Here is an 18125-nt window from a genome sequence, read left to right as displayed (position 1 = left end):
TCAGTCCTTGTCTCTGAGGAAGTCCGGGAGGGGAGGCAGGCTGGACTCCGTCGAGCCGGTCGGCTGTGACGGTGGCTGATCGGCCTTGCGCCGCCTGCTGATGGCCGAGCCGCGGCTCGGGACATCGGACGCGGGTGGTGAGTGCTTGGAGGCTCCGGAGAGGAAGCCCGGGAGCCCCGTGATGCCAGGCTCGTTGCTGTGATCGGTCCCAGAAGGGTCTGTCGGTGAGGGCGACACGCGAGTCGAAGCCGCAGCTCGACTCGGGCGGGCGGCGGGGGCCTCGGGCTCGTCGAGCTCATCCAGGATTCGCCGCCAGTCGGTGCGCGACGCGATCTGGAGCGCACGGGCCTGGGCTCCGGCGAGGTCAACAGAGGCGGGGACGACAACGATGAGAGTCCCGGCTGCCAGCCCGCCGTCGGCGTCCTTGGACATGACACTCACGAAGGTGGCGTCCACCTCGCCCAGGCCGACGGGAGCGTCGCTCTTCTTCCTCGTGACCTCGCGCCTGCCCGAGCCGGACACGAGCTTGAGAGCGCCGGGATCACTGGCGACCCCCAGGGGCGCGCGGAGGCTGATGATTCGTCGTGCCCGGAGCGTCACCCCAGTGCCGTCGACGGGCAGACGGGCAGACCGGCGTCGACCAGAGAAGCCCACGTTCTTCAGGTCTGAGGACTCGAGAAGTGGGCGTCCGTCTTGTCGTGACAACCCTCCGGTCGTGATCTGCACCGGGACCCGGGCGACTCGGGTTCCGGATGTCATCGAGAAACGGCCAAGGAGCAGGTTGCTGCCGACGAGCAGCAGAGTAGGGATCAGCAGGGCGAGCAGGAAGAGAGCGGCGATCAGCTCCCAGCGCTTGGCCTTGTCCACCTGACGTGCCATCGAGAGTGAGGCCGGCAGGGACAGATTGGCGTGCTTGCCCTCAGCGCTCTCCAGCGCAAGCGTGATCGTGCCCGTCGCGATGCCATCGGCGCTGAACTGGGGAGTCCAGGAGAGTCGCATCGTGCCGCGGCCGTTGCGGGGAAGCTCGACACAGTTCTTGTCGGCGTGCACTTGCTCGGAGTCCGACTGCTGTCCGGGCGCCGTCATGGAAGAGCCAGACAGACAGACCTTGGTGGCTCCGAGGGCGCTTCCGACCAGGTCCAGGTTCGCCGTGCGTGTCCCCAACCCCTCGAGGCTGCCGAAGTCGACGGTGTCGGGCGTGACCGTCGGAAACTCTGGCGGCAACGTCACGCGCAGCTTGTTCGACGCCACGACCGGACCCAGCCGGATTCCCGACGGCGAGCTCATCGCAGTGATCTCCACCCTGCCGGGCAGGGACGAGGGGAGGTCGTCTGTGGGAAGTCGGTAGGCGGCGGAAACACTCCCGTCGGGATCCACTCGGGTGGCGAGCTTCTCGCCTCCTACGGTGATGCTGGCCTGCACGTCACTGAACAGCTCGGCCGGCAGTGCGTTGCCCGCCTGATCGACAAGGCGGTAGGTGATTCGGCTCTGCGAGCCGGCGCGGAGATCCTTCGTCACCGGAACGGCTTTGGCGCCCCAGAACCAGTAGGTCTCGACTCGAGAGGGACCGCTGGATATCACCGTCCAGTCAGCAACCGACTGGGCATAGGGGTCGTAGGCGAGATTGATGGTGGTGAGAGTGCCCCTCTTGAGCCCGAGCACCTGGGTGCCGTCAACGCTTGCCGAGAGGCCATCGACGAGCCTGACCTCCCTGCCTGAAGGCGAGCGCAGGACCACGTTGCCCTGGGTCTGCACCACGATCCGCGCGCCGGCGATTCCTCGATCCACCTGGATCGGGAACGCACCGTGGGCACAGATCTGGCCAGGGCAGGTGGCCGATGGTCCTGCCGTGCCTCCGGCCACGAAAGCACCGGCGCCGGCGAAGAGAAGTTGCAGAGCCGCAGGGTCGTCGGCGGGGAGGTAGACCCCCGTGGTGTCATCGGCCGAGATGGGCGTCGTACCGCACGTGGTCGACGCACCTGATCCCTCGGCCACCGCCCGCAGCTGGTCCCTCTGGGCTGGCGACACGTCTGCGCCGGGAGCGAACAAGGCCAGCGCGATGACACTGATGCCTGCATGACGCATCGAGTCGGCGATTCCTCCCGTCTGGCAGATCTCCGTCGCGGCGGTCTGCGTCGCGGAGTCGACGTCGAGCGCGCCGTCGGTGAACCAGAGGACGACCTTGCAGGTGTGGGAGTCACCGAGCTGCCCGGCCCGCACCTCCAGCTGGCGCTTGGCACCCAACAGCGCCTGGCGATAGTCGGTCGCGTTGCCGTCGGCTCGGCCGGGCAGCTCCTGGACCGCCAACTCGCGCATCGAGGCGGCGGTCGAGGAGGTCAGCCTGGTCCAGTCCTTCAGGACCTCGTATCCACGAGCGAAGGTTGCGAGCGAGGTTTCGACACGCAGGTCGCGGCCCGAGATCCGGGACAGCTCGGCCAGCTGCTCAAGAGAATCGACGGCGGACGTGATTCCTTGGACCCGCAGGTTGTGCGGGTCCGTCGTACGCAGGCTCTGTGACTCGTCCACGACGATCGAGATCAATAGGTTGTCGGCGCTGGAGATGCAGCCGGCCACCTCGGCGAAACCCTTGTCCGAATGGGTCTGTGGCAGTGCTGCGGCCGATGCCTCACGGGCTCCGCCGGTGATCGCCAGTGCTAGGAGGGCTGTCGCCACGAGAGCGCTCCAGGCCCGGTTCATCGCTTGGCCAGTTCGGTTGCGAGGAACCAGGCGTTCAACAGGCCGGCCGTGAGGCCGACCGCCAGCAAGAGCGCGAGAACACGGCTCTGCACCGGGGACGGTACGAACCAGGGGCTCTTCGAGCGGCCTTCGAGCATTACGCGATGGATCACCGCGAAACAAGGAGTGCCGACGGCGCCCAGCGCATACCCGACACTCGGCAGCATGATTCCCTGCCGGGACACGAACGGGATCAGCATCGCTGCGACGGCCAGGACCGCGGCACCGAACATCGGCCACTGCGGCACCCGCACGGGGGAGGACGTGGCGGAGTCGTGCACATTGTTTGATGTCAGAAACGACACAGACTTCATCCCCCTTGCAGCCTGGTGGTCTCAGACCCCCTAGCCCGAGCGCAGCAGTCCAAGATTGGGGTGTTCGAGCGTGTCTTCCGTTGACTTTTGCTTCAATCCGGCCTATTTGGAACGCCCGTCATAGTCATTTGTGACTAGAGAGTGACGGGCTGGCTGAATTCCGAGCGCCGGGCCACGGACTTCCACCTATCGTCGTTGATCGGGGGAGACATGTTCCGAGACCGAATGGTGTTCGTACTGCTGTGCGTGGCCACGATCGCGACGGCGGCCTGGCTAGTGACGGTTGCGCCGTGGTCCGGAGTATCTGACGCGCATCCGACACAGCAGGAAAGCCCGTCACGGACCACGCAGGGCTCCGAAACTCCGACGTCCCACATGCCACGTCGGGGCACAGCGAAAGCCCCGGCTGCGGGAGTGCCGCCGAATGCTCAACAAGTCGTTATCTCGAAGCACACCGACGGGGACACCCTGCACGTCGTGGCACTCGCACCAGGCTCAACATTGTCGGTTGGTGTCGACACCACGGTCCGGTTGCTGGAGATCGACACGCCTGAGTCGGTCGATCCGAATTCACCACTGCAATGCTTTGCGAAACGGGCGAGTGATCGGCTTGCTCACCTGCTTCCGCTGGGTAGCCACGCCTGGGCGCTCCCGGATCGAGACCTTCTCGATCCTTACGACCGAGCCTTGTTGTATCTGTGGACCGCCGACGGCACCTTCGTCAACTTGGCCATGGTGAAGGAAGGTCAGGCCAAAGCGGTGTTGTACGAGCCGAACGACCTTCATATTCAAGAGATGCGTCGGGCCGAGCGAAGTGCCCGACTGTCCAAAAGGGGGCTGTGGGGGGCCTGCGACTACTTCGGTCAGCCGGCGGGATTGTTGTCCAATCCTGCACCCAGCAAGGGCGCTCCGACGCGACCGTCAGGAATGCATACCGATCCGCGTTTCGACTACTGCTATGAGGCGAATGCGGCTGGCTTCGGCAACTACGTGATGGGTCGCGACCCGGAATACGCCTGGTACGACGACAATGACCGAGATGGCGTCGTCTGCGAGTTCTGAGTGCCGTCGGGTCCGTTAGCAATCTCGATGACTTCAGCCGCGAACTGTGGACAGGCGCCTCGTCGGGCCGGGTTGTCCACAGATCGCCTCAGGTGCCTTGATCGGAGGGCGCCGCGAGGCGAAGTCTGGAGGCATGTCCAGATCACCTCGCAAGCCCCTCGGATTCGGCCGCGGCCCCCGGATCGCGGACCTCATGACGCGCGACTACCTCGCCTTCGCGGAGAGCGCGCGGGCCGCCGAGTGCACGGGCGACGCGGCGACCGCCCTGGAGTACCACCAGGGCGTCCCGATGTTCGTCCGCGGCGCCCATCGCATCCAGCTCGCCCAGCTCGCCGACCTCGCGGAGGAGATGACGCCGTGGCTGTGGGCGCGTTGGGCGGCCTACCAGTGCACGCGTTACGAGGAGACGGGCACCCGGGCCGGCGAGGTCAATCGTTTCGCCGGCGAATACACGGTGCGAATGTTCCACGCCGAGCGCATGGGCCAGGCGTACGTCGACGGCGAGGACCCGGTGCCGTTCCTGGCGCAGGTCGCCGGCGAGGACTGGGCGTTCCACCAGCTGTGCACCTACGAGTTCGGCGGGCTCGAGGCCTACCTCGACACCGTGGCGGCCGGCCGGCTCGCCGAGGAGAGCGTGCTCGCCCGTGAGTGGGTGCGGGCCCGGATGGGTGCCTATCGGTTCGAGTCGTCCGGGCCCGGTGGCCTGGTCGTGCGTGAACTCGTCTCGGGGTGCACGCGCACGCTGCTCGACCTGGGTGGGTGTTCCGGCATTGAGCCCGGTGGCTTCGTGCTGGGACGGCTGGTGCCGAGCGGTACGACGCCAGCGCTGATGTTCGACACCCGCCCCATGCCCGTGGACGAGGAGACCGCGCGGGAGACGGCGGCCGGGACGGAGCGCGGCGCGTGGGTGGCTGCCCTCGACCATGCGTTCCGTGACGACCGGCTGGACCGGTCGATCCTGCTGAGGGAGGACCGCGAGCTCGTCACCGACGTGCCCAGCCTCGAGCTCGTGAAGCGCTTCACCGCACCGTCGGCGCTCGCCAGCACGATGGCGCAGTTGGCGGCGGGCCGCGACGAGATCGGCCGCGCGGCGTACCGGATCCTGCGGCGAGCCGCCGAGGGGACGCTCGGCGACAACGACATGGCGGCGTACGTCGCCGCGGCCGTGGTGAACCCGGCCGGCTTCGCCGAGGCTCGTCGCCAGCTGGTCGATCCTCGCCACGCGTCGGCCTGGGAACGATGGGCGGCCCTCGTCCCGGAGCCGGCGCGTGGTCGTCTCGAGCTGCTGGCGGAGCTGAGTGAGTCCCGTGCGGCCTGAGGGGTGGCCCACACCGGGTAACCAGCCCCGGGGGTGGGTCGTTGGGGGACCATGCGCCTGCGATCCGCCCTTCTCGCCCTGGCTGTCCTCGTCACGACCGCGTCGTCCACCGTCGCTCCCGCGGGAGCGACCGTGGCGGCGACGCAGCGCAGCGACGACTTGCCGGGCATCGGCACGGTGCTGGAGTCGGGCCCGCTCGACCGCGACCTGTGGATCCCCAAGACCACGAGCCGGGCGCTGAAGCTGACCTACGTGACCACGGACGCGTTCGGGCACAAGGCGCTGAGCACGGGCACGGTGTTCCTGCCGAAGGGTGAGGCGCCGAAGGGCGGCTGGCCGGTGATCTCGTGGGCGCACGGCACGTCGGGCATCGGCGACGCCTGCGCGCCCAGCCGGGTCGGGCCGGCGCTGCCGCAGCGTGACTGGGCCTACCTCGGCACCTGGATGAAGCAGGGCTACGCGATCGTCGCGAGCGACTACGCCGGCCTCGGCACCCCCGGGATGCACGCCTACCTGCACAACCGCTCGACCGCGCACAACGTCGTCGACATGGTGAAGGCGGCGCGCAACCTGGACCTGCCGGCGACCGAGAAGCTCAGCAACAAGTGGGTCGTCATCGGCCAGTCGCAGGGCGGCGGCGGGGCGGTCGCGACATCGTCGTACGCGACGGAGTTCGGCGGCAAGGCGCTGGACTTCCGCGGCGGCGTCGGCACCGGCGCTCCGGCGTACATCGAGCTGCTGGTCTCGCTGCCCGGGCCGGGCGTGCCGCCGGTCGATGTGAGCCCGGCGCTGACGGAGTACCTCGCCTACATCCTCGCCGGCATGCGCTACGTCCACCCCGAGCTGCACATCAACAGTGCGTTGACCGAGACGGGCAGGAAGTTCGTCGACATGGGCGAGCACGCGTGCACCAACGAGTTCGAGAAGGCCCTCGAGGGCACGGCGATCGGCGACTTCTTCACCAAGCCGCTGGCCTCGCTGCCCGGCTTCGTGCAGGCCGCGCGCGACTACCTCGGCATGCCGGAGACGTCGTTCGAGAAGCCGGTCTTCATGGCCAACGGCGCGGTCGACACCGACGTGCCGATGGAGACGACGGCGGCGTACGTCGGGGTGATCACGGCCAACGGCGCGGACGTGACGTTCCGGACCTACCCGACCGACCACAACGGCACCATGCAGGCGTCGCTGGTCGACTCGGTGCCGTTCGTGAAGGCGCTGTTCGCGGGCTGACGTTCAGCCGGTCGACGAGCGGAACTCGATCTCGGCAGCTGCGATCTGGTCGAAGCGGTCCTCGGCCATCCCGAGCTCGCGGCGGACGTGGTAGCGGCTGACGAGACAGAGGTCGTCGAGCTCGTCGTCCTCGTCGGCCCACGTCAGCGGGATGGTGAACCAGCGCAGCGCCTCCCGGAGACGACCGTGACTCCTGAGCGTGTCGCCGACGAAGTGACAGCTGTCGGCGCCGAGGTCCCCCTCTCGGACGAGCACGCGGAGCTGCTTCGACAGTGACTCGGCTGCGGCGTCGTCGCCGGTGTCGAGGGCCAGGCTGTGCAGGTTGGCCAGTGGCTCGGTGCCCGAGTCGCCGCCGTCCTCGAGGGCGAGCTCGAAGAGCCGGCGCGCCTCTTCGTACTCCTTGCGCATCTGGCGGTGCTGGCCCGCCGCCAGGAGGAAGGTCGCCCGACCGTTCTCGCCGACGGGCATGGACCCGGCCAGCTCCTCGAACTCCTCCGCCTTCGTGGCGCTGCGCGACATGTCGATGGCGGTGAGGTGGTCGTAGACGTCGTCGTCGTGCATGGCCTGGAGTCTAGGGGCGCCGACGTGAGGGGCGAAGAGTTATCCACAAGTATTCGAACATATTTTCACTTCGTGGTAACGCGGCGTAGAATCGAGGCATGACAGCAGGCGTCCCCGAGCTCACGCACCCGGTCAACCGGTGTGCCGCGCAGCTCGCCGCGCTGCTGGACGAGGTCGCCGGCGTGGAGCCGATCTACATGACGGTCGACGACAAGGCGGCGGCTCTGCGGGCGCTGGCCAGGGACGAGGAGCGGCTCCACGAGCTGACCCTGCGCGTGCTGGCGGCGGCCGACGACGTGGCGCTCGAGGCGGGTGCCCGCTCGGCGGGGGCCTGGCTCGCGCACGAGACGCGATGCGGCCGCGAGCAGGGTGCTGCGGCGCAGCGGCTGGCCGAGGCGTTGGGATCACGCTGCCTGCTGGTGGGGGATGCGCTGGCCGAGGGGCGGGTCAACCGCTACCAGGCCGCGGTGATCGTGAACGCCCTCGACGCGCTGCCCGAGGACCTCGAGCCCGAGGTGCGGATCAAGGCCGAGGCGCACCTCGTCGACGAGGCGGCACACTTCGGGCCCTCCGAGCTGCGGGTGCTCGGGCGTGGGGTGCTGGAGGTGGTCGCGCCCGACGTGGCCACGGAGGAGGAGCGGCGTCGTCACGAGGCCGAGGAGCGGGCCGCCAGGAAGGACACTCGGCTCACCATGCGGGTCCGCGGCGACGGGTCGACCGACATCAGGATCCGGGTCCCCGAACAGGTGGCCGCCCGGCTGAAGGTCTATCTCGAGTCGATGACCTCGCCGCGCCGCCACGACCGGGACCCCGAGGGTGCCGGCATCGACCTGGGCGACGTGGCCCGACTGCCCTACGGCCGCCGCCTCGGTGAGGCGTTCTGCGCACTGCTCGAGCGACTGCCCTCGAAGGTGCTGCCGCAGCACGGCGGCACGGCCACCACTGTCATGGTGACCATCAAGCTGGACGACCTGCTCTCCGGCCTGGGGGTCGCGACCCTCGGGTCCGGCGAGGTGATCACGGCCGGCGAGGCGCGTCGGCTGGCCTGCAACGCCGACCTGATGCCCCTCGTGCTCGGCGGCCCGTCCGAGGTGCTCGACCTGGGGCGGATCGCTCGCCTCTACTCCGCGTCCCAGCGCAAGGCGATGGCCGTCCGCGACGGTCACTGCCGGGCCGAGGGGTGCACGATCCCGGCGGCCTGGTGCGAGGCACATCATCTGCATCCCTGGTCCCTGGGCGGGCTGACCGATCTGGCCGACGGGGTGCTGCTCTGCAGCCACCACCACCATCTGGCCCACGACGACCGCTACGACGCCAGTCGCCTGCCCAACGGGGACGTCCGGTTCGCCCGGCGGACATAGGCCGGCGCGTTCAGCACCAGCACAACAGCACGGCCTGGACGAGGCCGGTGGCCGGCGCCTGCCACAACTCCTTCGGGTCGGTGGTGGGTGAGCCGTCGCTCTCGTAGACGGTGACGGTGTCGGCGGCGGTCGTGAGCAGCGCGAACGCGCTGCCGTCGGGAGCGGCGACGAAGTCGTTGTTGAGCCGGTCGTTGGTGACCGCGGGCAGGACCGGCTCGGGGGTCGGCTTCGCGGCGTCCACGTCGACCTTGGTGAACGGGCAGTCGGCGCCGTTCGGGCCGCCGACGATGACGGTGGAGGCATCCAGCCAGGTCTCGACGACGCACTCGTTGCCGGGGCCGGGGTAGGGGATCTCGGTGCCGCGCGCCTGCTCGTCGATGACCCCGTGGGTCGCGTCGAGCACCCGGAGGACCGCACCCCCGTCGCTGCCGGGGACGATGCCGGCGGCGCGCTTGCCCTCGGCGTCGGGGACGAAGCCGAACGTCGTCACCAGGTGGCCGTTCGCGACGCCGAGCTGGCTGTCGGTGTTGGTGGCGACCGTGAACGGTCCGCGGTCGGTCTCCGCCATCGTCGAGGGATCGATTGAGATGGTCTTGTCGCCGCGCTCGAACCACAGGTCGCCGGACACCGGGTCGAACACCGGCTCCATGTCCCGCAGCGTCCCCCCGGAGAATCCGCTGTCGACGTCACCGCCCGTCACGTCGGTGACGTCGCCGGAGGCCACGTCGTACCACCCCACCCGGTAGGTGCCGTCGTCCGGGAACGGCAGACTGATCGCGATCCGCCCGAACGTCGGGTCGAAGGCCTCGCGCGCCCGCCACGACGGCCGCGCCGGGTCGCACGCGGTCACGAGGGAGGCGTCGGTCCACGGCCCCGTCTCGACGTACGACGTCAGGTCGACCTCACCGGCCACGGCACCGCTGGCGGGGTCGAGGTCCAGCAGCTGCATCGTCCCCGCGGTGCCGCCGGTGCACACGATCACGAAGAGCCCGGGGTGGGGAAGCGCGGCGACCGAGCCGGACGGTGTCGCGGACGACGACGCCGTCGCGGAACCGGAGGTCGGGCTCGTCGCGGGTGGCGACGTGGTGTCCTGGGAGCTCCCGCCACAACCAGCGAGGCTCGCCGCGAGCACCAACGCCGCGGCCGTGGCTGTCGTCGATCGCCTCATGGACACCGCCCAGCGTCGGGGGTGGTCCCACGCCGACACCGGCGCCCCACTCCTGCAGTGTCGGGGCCGGGAATGGACCGGTCAATGAGGCGGACGGGGCAACCCGGACGGGCCACGCACTACCGCTGGCCGGCGGACTCGAGCTCGACGGTGTTGATGCCGGGCGTGCGGTCGGCGAGCGTGAACTCGACGAACTCCGTGTCCTCCACGAGGTGGGCGTTGTGTCCCGGCCGGATGTAGTAGGCCTGCCCGGCGGTGATCTCCTCGGTCCCGCCGTCGGCGTACCGCATGGTGACGCGGCCCTTGAGGCAGTAGCCCCAGTGCGGCTCCTGGCAGGCGCCGCCGGGGAGGTCGGCGAACCACTCGGCGGTGTCGAGCCCGGCGTTCCAGCGCTCGAGGGCGATGGTCATCCCGCCGGCCTCGGCACGGTGCTGCTGGCCGGCGCCGGGGACGTCGACGGCGAGCTCGGTGTTGTCGCGGGTGAAGGTGCTCATGGCGGTGCTCCTGGGTCGGGGACCGACCGGGTGCCGGTCCATGCCGCCGAACCTAGGAGTTGAACTCGGGTGCAAGGTCAAGACCTTGACCCTGCACCCGGGTGCAAGGTCTACCGTGGACGGGTGCGGATCTCCGAGCTCGCCGCATCGGCCGGACTCCCCGCCACGACGGTGCGGTACTACGAACGGGTCGGCCTCCTGCCCCCTCCGGTCCGGACCGCGTCCGGCTACCGCGACTACGACCAGGACGCGGCCGCGCGCCTGCTGTTCATCGCCCGGGCCCGGCGGATGGGGCTGACCTGCGAGCAGATCACGTCGCTGCTGCCCATCTGGGCCGGCACCAACTGCGGGGCCGCCCACCAGCGCGTCGTCGACCTGATCGAGGAGAAGCAGGAGGAGGTCGCGGACCGGATCGCGGAGCTGGAGCAGTTCGCCGACCAGCTGGAGGGGGTACGCCGGGCGCTGGAGGCCGAGTCGCCGCCGCCGGCCTGCCGCGCCGACCTGACCTGCTGCGTGCCCGAGTCGGCGGGCGTGCCGGTCGCGATCGAGCTCCGGCCGCGGAATCAGGCCTCGATCCCCGGCCGCAGCGCGGCGAGCAGCGTCAGCGCTCCGCCGGCGAGGAGGGTCAGCCAGAAGGTCCACACCCCACCGCTGAAGCCGGCGATCGGATAGACGGAGTCCCAGCCCAGGAAGCTCGTGACGACCAGCGCCCCCAACACGGCGAGGGCCAGCACCGCGGCGAGGATCGAGCCGGGAGCGCCGACCTCACGGCGTGAGGCGAGGGCCGCGAGGCCGGCGGCCAGCGTGATGGTGGTTGCCCCCGCGAGCCACCATCCCGACCGCTGGAGCGGGAGGTCGCCCGGGCGGACGAGGACGACGAGGGTCCACAGCCCGAGGGGTGCGGCGGCAAGGCCGAGCCGCGTCGTACGGCGCCACGCGGCGCCGCGGGGCGTGACGGCGACGACGGGGAGCGCCGCCTCGTCGTACGCGAACGCCGACCCGGCCGCGCACAGGGCGAGCAGTGCGGGGAGGAAGGCCGGGGCGTTCGACGGCCAGCGGGCGAGCAGCCCGGTGACCAGCGCCGCGGCGGCGCAGCACCCGAGGAGTGGGTGCCAGGCGACGCCGCGGCGGAGGTACCACCAGCGCAGGGTCACGTCGAGACCTTGTAGGGAATCGGGTCGGAGTGCCGGACCTCGCCGGGGCCGGTGACCATGGCCAGCGTCAGGCAGGCCAGGCCGGCGATCACGACGGCCACGATCGCGGTGCGCAGCTGACGGGTGCGGGCGGCCTTGTCGTGCCAGATCGCGAAGAGCGCGGCAGCGGCGCACAGGCACAGGACGTAGCCGAGGTAGAAAAGCGGGTTGCCGGCACCGACGTCGGCGGTGCCGTCGGTGTTGGTGCCCGAGTGGAACATCGCCCACGGCACCCACAGCCGCAGCTCGGACGCGCCGCCCGTCGAGCCGATCTGCCCGACCAGGTCCAGGGCGACGAGGCCGACCACGACGACGGCCGCCGCGCCGGGGAACGTCACCCAGCGACCGGTCAGCACGCCGAGGAGTCCGCCGCCCAGGCAGGCGACCGGCCCGAGCGCGACCAGGATGCTCCACACCTGCCAGTCGGGCATGGTGCCGAACCACCACTCCTGCGGTGCCGGCGGCTTGGCGGCCACCATCGCGAGCATCATGGCGGTCCACACGGCACCGACGGCGCAAGGGAGGAGGCAGGCCAGGGCGAGCGCCGCCGTACGTCGTCCCTCGGTGCCCGGTGCGGTGCCGACCGCCTCGACGGCGGCCTCGGTGGACCGGGTGAGGCGGGCCATCGCGACCAGGCTGGTCAGGCCGATGAAGAAGGCCGGGATGACCGGCCAGGACAGCAGGTCGCCGATCGTGGGGTCGTCGGCGGGCTCGCTGGCCGTCACGAACGTCAGCACGGTGACGCCGAAGGCGAGCAGGACGCCGATGAGGAAGACGGGGTGCCGGACGAGGCGGCGGGCCTCGATGCCGGCCATGGCGCCGAGGCCGCCGGCGCCGCCGGTGCCGGTCGCGGGCAGGGAGATGCTGGTCATGGGGTGCTCCTGTGGGGATGTGTGAGGGCCCGAGGGAGAGGCAGATCAGGCCGGGGCGCGAACGTTCCGCGCGTCGGCGCCGAGCATGAGCAGGTAGGCGTCCTCGAGGGTGGGCTCCGTGGCGACGGAGCCAGGGGGCGGCGTCCCGCCCACGACGTGGTGACGACCGGTGCCGGTGCGCCAGCTGGCGAGCGCGTCCGGGGCGGGTTCGTCGGAGAGCCAGACCAGGCCCTCGGCGGTGGCGATCAGGTCGGCGACCGGACCGTCGAAGCGGATCGTCCCGCCCGCCAGCACCACGACCCGCTCGCACAGCGCGGCGACGTCCTCGGTCTGGTGGGTGGAGAGGAGCACGGCGCAGCCGCCGGCAATCACGGAGAGGGTGCGGCGGAGGTCCGCGCGCTGGCTCGGGTCGAGACCGGTCGTCGGCTCGTCCAGGACCAGGATCCGCGGGTCGCCGATCAGCGCCTGGGCAAGCGCGACGCGACGTCGCTGGCCGCCGGACAGCTTGGTGACCCGCTTGGTCGCGAGCTCGGCGAGATCGACGAGGGCCAGGACGCGACGTACCTCGGCCAGCCGCCGCTCGCGGTCGTTCCACTCCTTGAGGACCGCGACGTACTCGACGAAGCCGAAGGCGGTCATGTCGCCGGGGTAGCCGAGCTCCTGGGGGAGGTAGCCGAGCTGGCGGCGGATCGCGGTCACGTCGTCGTGGGAGCCGCCCGGGTCGCGGCCGAGGAGGCTGACGCGGCCCTGGTCGGCGGCGATCGAGGTGGCCACGATCCGCAGCAGCGTGGTCTTGCCGGCGCCGTTGGGGCCGAGGAGGCCGGTCACGCCGCGGTCGAAGGTGAGGTCGACGTCGGTCAGGGCGCGGGTGCGGCCGAAGGACTTGGTGACGCCGTGGAGCTCGACGGTGTTCACAGCAGGGCTCCGATCTTCCGGTCGCGGCGGGCCTGCAGCGCGAGGACTGCGCAGGAGGCGAGGGCGAGGGCGAGGTAGGCGAGCTGCTGGGTGGCCTGGACGGGCCAGGTGGCGGGGAAGTGGCGGACCGAGAGGAGCACGACGCCGCTCCACGCGATCGACAGCACGGCCGCGCCGGTGCGGGGGCCGACGAAGCTCGACACCGCCAGCAGGACCGGGACCAGGGCCAGTGCGGGGCCGAGCCAGGCGGCCGCGAGCCAGTCCGGGCCGGGGAGGAGCAGACCGAGCGCGGCGGTGAACGGGAGGACCGAGACGAGCACGGCGAGCGTGCGGATGAGGATCAGGCGGGTCCGGCCGAAGGGCGCCGTGACGACGAGTGCCTCGAGCGGGTCCTGGTCGGGGCCGTAGGCGGCGGCAACGCCGATGACGGGGACCATCGGCGCGACCAGCAGGAAGGGGGCGACGTGGTCCTGGCCGGCCACCATCACCGCGAACGTCGCGAACCCGACCGCCACGAACGCTCCCACCAGCCAGGCGGTGCGCAGCGAGGCGGTCGCGGCGAGGAGGACCGCGGTCGGCTCGCTGACGCCGCAACGGCGGGCGATCCGGATCGGGAGCGGGAGCGGCGGGCTCTGCACGGCGTCGCGGATCTGGGTCCAGGCGCGGTCGAGGGCAGGAGCGGGGACGTGGGCGGCGATCGCCGTACGGCACTCGGCGCAGCGGACGAGGTGCTGCTCGACGGACGCGCCGCTGATCGCGTTGAGCGAGCCCGCGACGTACGCGCTCAGGAGGTCGGCGTCGGCGTGCCAGTGCTGGGTCGTCATCGTCATGCCTCCTGGGTGTCCACGAGCGAGCCGCGCAGCTGGGCCTTCGCGCGGTGGAGACGGGTCTTCACGGTGTTCTCGCGTACGCCGAGCAGCCGCCCGGCCTCCTTGGTGGTCAGGCCGTCGAGCACGACCGCCTGGACGACCGAGCGGAACTCGGGGGAGAGGCGACGCAGGGCGCCCGCGAGGTCGCCGTACTCGACGCCGAGGAGGACCTCGTCCTCCGCCGCGGGGGTCTGGCCGGCCTCCCACTCGGGGAGGAGGAGGACGTCCTTGCGGGAGCGGAGCCGCGAGACCATCCGGCGGAACGCGATGCCCCACAGCCAGGCCGCGACCTCGCCCGTGCCCCGGAAGCGGCGGGCGTCCTTCCAGAGCGTGACGAAGGTGTCCTGGACGACGTCGGTGACGACCTCGGAGTCGTTGCAGCGCCGCATCAACCGGGCGAAGAGCCACGGCGAGTGGCGGCGGTAGAGCTCCTCGAGGGCTCCCGCGTCGCCGCCGGCCACCAGGGCGACGAGGACCGTGTCGTCCTGGTCGGCGTGTGCCCGGCTGTCAGCCGCGAGGGCTCCCATGCTGACACTGTCGCACCGGAGGGCGGAAATGGTTCCCGGGTTTGGTGGGGACGTCCTCGGGTCGTGGGCTAGTGGTAGCCGACGAGGACCGGGCTCGCGGTGGTCACCTCGAGCGGGACGGGGCTGCCCGGGATGGTGACGGTGCCGGTGACATCGCGCCACGGTCCGCCGTTGACGCGATAGCGGGCGGCGTACGTCGTGTCGACGCTCGGCGCCAGCTTGCCCTTGCGGGTGTAGCGGTGGGTGATGTCGAGGTGGGGGTACGGCGCGCCCGGGCTCGTGCTGCTGAGGCTCCGGCCGTCGTCGAAGACCCAGTGGTACTGGCTGGGCCAGATGTGCAGGTCCACCCGCTGCCCCAGGAGGCGGACCGTGCGGTCGAAGGCGCCCTGCTCGGTGTAGAAGTTCGTGTCGAAGTTGACGAGCGTGCGGCCGTTTTCGGGTTGGACGGTCAGCTCGGACTTAGGCAGGTCGATGCGTCGGAGGGCGCGGAGGACGAGGGCGTTGGTGATCTGGGGTTGGGGTGTCATCCCTGTGTCGGGGCAGTAGTAGTACTCCTGCAACGTCACTCCAGCAGGATTAACGAACCAGAAATGTGTCATGGGGGAGCCGTCGGGACAGGTCAAGTAGTCGAGACAGGTAGCCGCACCGCCAAATTGGCAGGCAGGCTGGCTGTTCCAGTGACCAGCAACGCTGTCGACTGCCTCTGCCCCAGTGTCCTGATGGACATAGGAGCTCAACGTTCCGGAGACAGAGAAGCCGTTTCCCTGCGGCTGAGTGCTTGTTTGGTCACCGGCGCTTGCAGGTAGTGAGGGAGACCCAAGAAGCAGGCCAAGCGCGAGTGCGTATACCCGTGCGGTGGCCCTCGTCGACGTCATGACTGGGTCGTCCAGAATCCGACGGACCACCCGGGGGTTGCGGGATCAACAACGAACTGTCCCGACACGATGGCCGCCGGGTACCTCTGATCATCCTTGTCACCCTCGTAGTCGATGACCTGCAGAGTATTGGCCAACTTGAACGTGACCTCGTACGCGTCGTGGTTCCCGACTGACAACCGCGTTGCGTGGAGTTCTGAAACAGTGGAGCGGCCACCCTTGACTGTCCCGCCCTTCGCGTACACGTTCCTGAGGAACTTGACGCCTCCGTTGCATGCTGCGCATCCGTCCTCACCGAGTTGCTCCAGCGCGTCGAGGTCGCCAGTGAACTGGGCGTAATTCACCATCTCCCAGTAGAACTTCACGAAAGCTTCTGCGCCGGCGGCAGTGTGGGCCTTGGCGGCTTCCGGCATGACCGGTTCAACCGGACCTGAGGGCGACGGTGACGATGAGGTCGACGTATTGGGAGATGGGGAGGGACCGACCTTGGGCTCGGGATCGCCCGAGCAGGCGCTGAGGAAGAGCAACGGCGCAACGGCGCCGAGAGCGAATGCCATCCGAGAGCGATGCACGCGCCGATCCTTCCCGAGATCCACGGCCGCCCAACGAGGGCGACACCTGCGACGTTACCCACGCATTGCCGCCGCCGAAACGTCCGGAATTGGATCTGTGGACAACCGACTTCGCCGACCTCAGGACGTCATGCGTTCCGTGAGCCATAGGGCCCTTTCCGTATGACGTCCTCGGACTCGGTGGCGGCTCAGCTGTGCGCCAGGTACTCCTCGATCCGCTTGGCGACCTCAGTGAGCCACTCGCGGTACGTCGTGTCCGGCGCCACGGTGTAGCAGGAGCCGAGTCCCAGCAGGTAGTCCCTGATGTCGACGTCTCCGGTCAAGGTGGTGACCACTTCGCGGATCTCCTCCGCGAGCAGGGGAGCGAGGTCAGGTTCGCCGTCGACGAAGTCCTGTACGACCAGGCTCTCGTCGCCATATACGGCGTACCAGTCCTGGTGGAAGTAGCCATCGACGAGCTTCCGCAGCGCGGGTGTGTTCACGAGCCCGCTCCCCTCGCCACCGGCTCCGGGAAGGACGTGAGGATGCGGTACCCATCGGGTACCGACGGGTCTCGTCGAAGCACCACTCTGACTCCGTAAACCTCGTGAATCACTCCGGTGGGGTCCATCGAGACCCCTGTCGGATCCTTGCACACGCCGTGGAGCACAAGGGTTCGCTCGTTGGTCGAGAGCCATTTCTCGATCCCTGCGGTGTTGTCGTCCATGGCGTGAGCGAGGAGTCGTTCAGCCGAAGCCTGGTCGGGGAACGTGGAGGCGAAGGGTGGTGGGTTCCTCTCCGAGAATCGACCGGCCAGTTGTTCCCGGGACCGCGCGACGTGCGTCGAGAGCGTGTGGCTCGGGCCGCTCTCTTCCTTGGCCAGCCAACCCGGTCGCTTCCAGAACACTCGGAGCTCGCCTCGCTCGCCCTTGGCGACCGACCGAGCCACGGACGCCTCCTTGAACTTCACCAGCACACCCCGCGTGGAGCGGAGGGCGTCGCGGGTGGCGCGGACGGTGCCGGCGGTCGAGGCCGACAGCGCCTTCAGGGAAGTGAGGATCTCGAGGAAGCGCGGGGTCTCCGCGCCGACGCGGGCGACGGTGGCGCTGCCACCGGCGATGGCGCCGCCGCCACCGGTGAGGGCGCCGATGGCGGCGCTGATGGCGATGCCCTCGACGACCTGCTCGAGGAGCCACTCGGCGAGGTCGATGACCTCGTGGCGCTTGGCGTCGACCTGGTCGGCGTAGGTGTCGCAGGCGGCGGCGAGGGCGGCGTACTGGTCGGCGATGGTGCGGACGGTGCTGCGCAGCTCGTGGGTGGCGTCGACGGCGAGGGGGACCTCGGGGGAGCGTTCGCCCCAGAAGCCGCGGACCGCCTGGTCGCAGGCGGTCTCGAGGTCGATGAGACCGTCGGCGGCGGCGCGCCACGTCGCGCCGGCCTCGCGGAGCCGGTCGGTGTCGGCGTTGGGCCAGACGAAGCCCTGGATGTGGTCGAGGATCCAGCCGACCAGGTGGCCGTAGGGGGCTGAGGTGGTGGCGCCGAGGCAGGTGGGCGGGGTGGAGGGGAGGACGGCGACGTACCCGGTGCCCGGACCAACATCGGGCAACACGCCGCCGTCGTAGACGGGCGTGCCGCCGACGACCGAGCGTGCCTCGGCGCGGGCGTGGTTGAGAAGAGTGGCGTGGGTGAGGGCGCCGAGGCCGGCGAACGAGTCGACCAGGTCGGCGAGGGCGGTGACGGCCTCGCGGGCGCTGTCGTCGTACGCCGCGGAGAACTCCTGCGAGGTGCTGTCGTCGCCCGCCATCCCGCCGGTGGAGGTGAGGCCGGCGACGAGTCGCTGGTGCGCGAGTGCGCCGAGCTGGTTGCCCTCGCCGAACGCGGTGCGGGCGGACTCGTAGCCGCCGCCGTCGATCTCGAGCTTCATGCCGGAGACCCTTCCCGAGTCGGGAGGGTCGGCACACCGGCGAAATCGGATCTGTGGAAAACCATCCCGGCCCCGGCAAGTGTCGCTCCCGACCGGGACCGGGATGGAGAGGCGGGCCGAGGACCACAGGCTGACAGCGCCCGTCGTGCGGCCTC

The 18125-nt window shown here is 70.1% G+C and carries 19 protein-coding genes; 5 read left to right on the top strand and 14 right to left on the bottom strand.

Annotated features, from left to right (window positions below; genetic code table 11):
• Positions 1–2673 carry a VWA domain-containing protein gene (locus tag EJF31_RS17210; RefSeq protein WP_185736329.1) on the bottom strand — a complete coding sequence of 891 codons (2673 nt, stop codon included), beginning with the start codon at positions 2671–2673 and terminating at the stop codon, positions 1–3.
• 20 nt (positions 2674–2693) lie between these two features.
• Positions 2694–3050: a hypothetical protein gene (locus tag EJF31_RS17205; RefSeq protein ID WP_125038350.1), complete on the bottom strand. Its 357-nt coding sequence runs from the start codon at positions 3048–3050 to the stop codon at positions 2694–2696.
• Between the two features lie 477 nt (positions 3051–3527).
• On the opposite strand from EJF31_RS17205, the gene EJF31_RS21955 reads away from it, so the two are divergent.
• The 3 genes from EJF31_RS21955 (at position 3528) to EJF31_RS17190 (ending at position 6660) form a co-directional block, all read left to right on the top strand.
• The gene (locus EJF31_RS21955) at positions 3528–4112 is read left to right on the top strand and encodes a thermonuclease family protein (protein WP_185736328.1); all 585 of its coding nucleotides are present in this window, start codon (positions 3528–3530) and stop codon (positions 4110–4112) included.
• A gap of 133 nt (positions 4113–4245) precedes the next feature.
• The gene (locus EJF31_RS17195) at positions 4246–5430 is read left to right on the top strand and encodes a hypothetical protein (RefSeq protein WP_125038348.1); all 1185 of its coding nucleotides are present in this window, start codon (positions 4246–4248) and stop codon (positions 5428–5430) included.
• 51 nt (positions 5431–5481) lie between these two features.
• Entirely contained in the window at positions 5482–6660 is a 1179-nt protein-coding gene (locus EJF31_RS17190; protein WP_125038347.1) for a lipase family protein, read from the top strand.
• Between the two features lie 3 nt (positions 6661–6663).
• Here the strand turns inward: EJF31_RS17190 and EJF31_RS17185 are convergent, their stop codons facing one another.
• On the bottom strand, positions 6664–7221 hold the full coding sequence (locus tag EJF31_RS17185) for a hypothetical protein (RefSeq protein ID WP_125038346.1): 558 nt from the start codon (positions 7219–7221) through the stop codon (positions 6664–6666).
• 98 nt (positions 7222–7319) lie between these two features.
• Between EJF31_RS17185 and EJF31_RS17180 the strand changes: the two genes are divergently transcribed.
• Positions 7320–8582: an HNH endonuclease signature motif containing protein gene (locus EJF31_RS17180; RefSeq protein ID WP_125038345.1), complete on the top strand. Its 1263-nt coding sequence runs from the start codon at positions 7320–7322 to the stop codon at positions 8580–8582.
• Between the two features lie 10 nt (positions 8583–8592).
• Here EJF31_RS17180 and EJF31_RS17175 read toward each other — a convergent pair whose 3' ends face one another.
• On the bottom strand, positions 8593–9750 hold the full coding sequence (locus EJF31_RS17175; RefSeq protein ID WP_125038344.1) for a hypothetical protein: 1158 nt from the start codon (positions 9748–9750) through the stop codon (positions 8593–8595).
• Between the two features lie 119 nt (positions 9751–9869).
• A complete protein-coding gene (locus EJF31_RS17170) occupies positions 9870–10244 on the bottom strand; it encodes a hypothetical protein (protein WP_125038343.1) in 375 nt (124 codons plus the stop codon).
• 123 nt (positions 10245–10367) lie between these two features.
• Here EJF31_RS17170 and EJF31_RS17165 point away from each other — a divergent pair, with 123 nt between their 5' ends.
• Positions 10368–10916, top strand: coding sequence for a MerR family transcriptional regulator (locus EJF31_RS17165; protein WP_185736327.1), 549 nt, complete (start codon positions 10368–10370; stop codon positions 10914–10916).
• Here EJF31_RS17165 and EJF31_RS17160 read toward each other — a convergent pair.
• The 9 genes from EJF31_RS17160 to EJF31_RS17120 form a co-directional block, all read right to left on the bottom strand.
• Positions 10808–11398 carry a hypothetical protein gene (locus EJF31_RS17160; protein WP_125038341.1) on the bottom strand — a complete coding sequence of 197 codons (591 nt, stop codon included), beginning with the start codon at positions 11396–11398 and terminating at the stop codon, positions 10808–10810. The genes EJF31_RS17165 and EJF31_RS17160 overlap by 109 nt on opposite strands.
• Positions 11395–12309 (bottom strand): hypothetical protein, encoded by a 915-nt coding sequence (locus tag EJF31_RS17155; protein ID WP_125038340.1) that lies wholly within the window; start codon positions 12307–12309, stop codon positions 11395–11397. The genes EJF31_RS17160 and EJF31_RS17155 overlap by 4 nt, the downstream gene beginning before the upstream one ends.
• Before the next feature lie 45 nt (positions 12310–12354).
• The gene (locus EJF31_RS17150; RefSeq protein WP_125038339.1) at positions 12355–13224 is read right to left on the bottom strand and encodes an ATP-binding cassette domain-containing protein; all 870 of its coding nucleotides are present in this window, start codon (positions 13222–13224) and stop codon (positions 12355–12357) included.
• Complete coding sequence (locus EJF31_RS17145; RefSeq protein WP_125038338.1) at positions 13221–14054, bottom strand: zf-HC2 domain-containing protein; 834 nt, start codon at positions 14052–14054, stop codon at positions 13221–13223. The genes EJF31_RS17150 and EJF31_RS17145 overlap by 4 nt, the downstream gene beginning before the upstream one ends.
• The gene (locus EJF31_RS17140) at positions 14051–14620 is read right to left on the bottom strand and encodes an RNA polymerase sigma factor (RefSeq protein WP_125038337.1); all 570 of its coding nucleotides are present in this window, start codon (positions 14618–14620) and stop codon (positions 14051–14053) included. The genes EJF31_RS17145 and EJF31_RS17140 overlap by 4 nt, the downstream gene beginning before the upstream one ends.
• 68 nt (positions 14621–14688) lie before the next feature.
• Positions 14689–15186: a hypothetical protein gene (locus EJF31_RS17135; protein ID WP_125038336.1), complete on the bottom strand. Its 498-nt coding sequence runs from the start codon at positions 15184–15186 to the stop codon at positions 14689–14691.
• Positions 15187–15491: 305 nt separating this feature from the next.
• Positions 15492–15908 carry a DUF6318 family protein gene (locus EJF31_RS17130; RefSeq protein WP_221767624.1) on the bottom strand — a complete coding sequence of 139 codons (417 nt, stop codon included), beginning with the start codon at positions 15906–15908 and terminating at the stop codon, positions 15492–15494.
• Between the two features lie 347 nt (positions 15909–16255).
• Positions 16256–16549, bottom strand: coding sequence for a contact-dependent growth inhibition system immunity protein (locus tag EJF31_RS17125; RefSeq protein WP_125038334.1), 294 nt, complete (start codon positions 16547–16549; stop codon positions 16256–16258).
• Positions 16546–17970 (bottom strand): RNase A-like domain-containing protein, encoded by a 1425-nt coding sequence (locus tag EJF31_RS17120; RefSeq protein ID WP_125038333.1) that lies wholly within the window; start codon positions 17968–17970, stop codon positions 16546–16548. Before EJF31_RS17120 ends, EJF31_RS17125 begins: the two co-directional genes overlap by 4 nt.
• Positions 17971–18125: the final 155 nt, after the last annotated feature.

Source organism: Nocardioides sp. LS1 (assembly GCF_003865225.1).
Lineage (GTDB): Bacteria > Actinomycetota > Actinomycetes > Propionibacteriales > Nocardioidaceae > Nocardioides > Nocardioides ginsengisegetis.
The sequence above is the reverse complement of the archived record's forward strand: the minus strand, read 5'-3'. Positions and strand labels throughout refer to the sequence as shown.

Coding starts and splice junctions, on each gene's coding strand:
- EJF31_RS17175 (WP_125038344.1), bottom strand. CDS start 9,750: ATGAGGCGATCGACGACAGCCACGGCCGCGGCGTTGGTGCTCGCGGCG.
- EJF31_RS17190 (WP_125038347.1), top strand. CDS start 5,482: ATGCGCCTGCGATCCGCCCTTCTCGCCCTGGCTGTCCTCGTCACGACC.
- EJF31_RS17120 (WP_125038333.1), bottom strand. CDS start 17,970: ATGAAGCTCGAGATCGACGGCGGCGGCTACGAGTCCGCCCGCACCGCG.
- EJF31_RS17140 (WP_125038337.1), bottom strand. CDS start 14,620: ATGGGAGCCCTCGCGGCTGACAGCCGGGCACACGCCGACCAGGACGAC.
- EJF31_RS17195 (WP_125038348.1), top strand. CDS start 4,246: ATGTCCAGATCACCTCGCAAGCCCCTCGGATTCGGCCGCGGCCCCCGG.
- EJF31_RS17145 (WP_125038338.1), bottom strand. CDS start 14,054: ATGACGATGACGACCCAGCACTGGCACGCCGACGCCGACCTCCTGAGC.
- EJF31_RS17130 (WP_221767624.1), bottom strand. CDS start 15,908: ATGCCGGAAGCCGCCAAGGCCCACACTGCCGCCGGCGCAGAAGCTTTC.
- EJF31_RS17205 (WP_125038350.1), bottom strand. CDS start 3,050: ATGAAGTCTGTGTCGTTTCTGACATCAAACAATGTGCACGACTCCGCC.
- EJF31_RS17155 (WP_125038340.1), bottom strand. CDS start 12,309: ATGACCAGCATCTCCCTGCCCGCGACCGGCACCGGCGGCGCCGGCGGC.
- EJF31_RS17185 (WP_125038346.1), bottom strand. CDS start 7,221: ATGCACGACGACGACGTCTACGACCACCTCACCGCCATCGACATGTCG.
- EJF31_RS17180 (WP_125038345.1), top strand. CDS start 7,320: ATGACAGCAGGCGTCCCCGAGCTCACGCACCCGGTCAACCGGTGTGCC.
- EJF31_RS17170 (WP_125038343.1), bottom strand. CDS start 10,244: ATGAGCACCTTCACCCGCGACAACACCGAGCTCGCCGTCGACGTCCCC.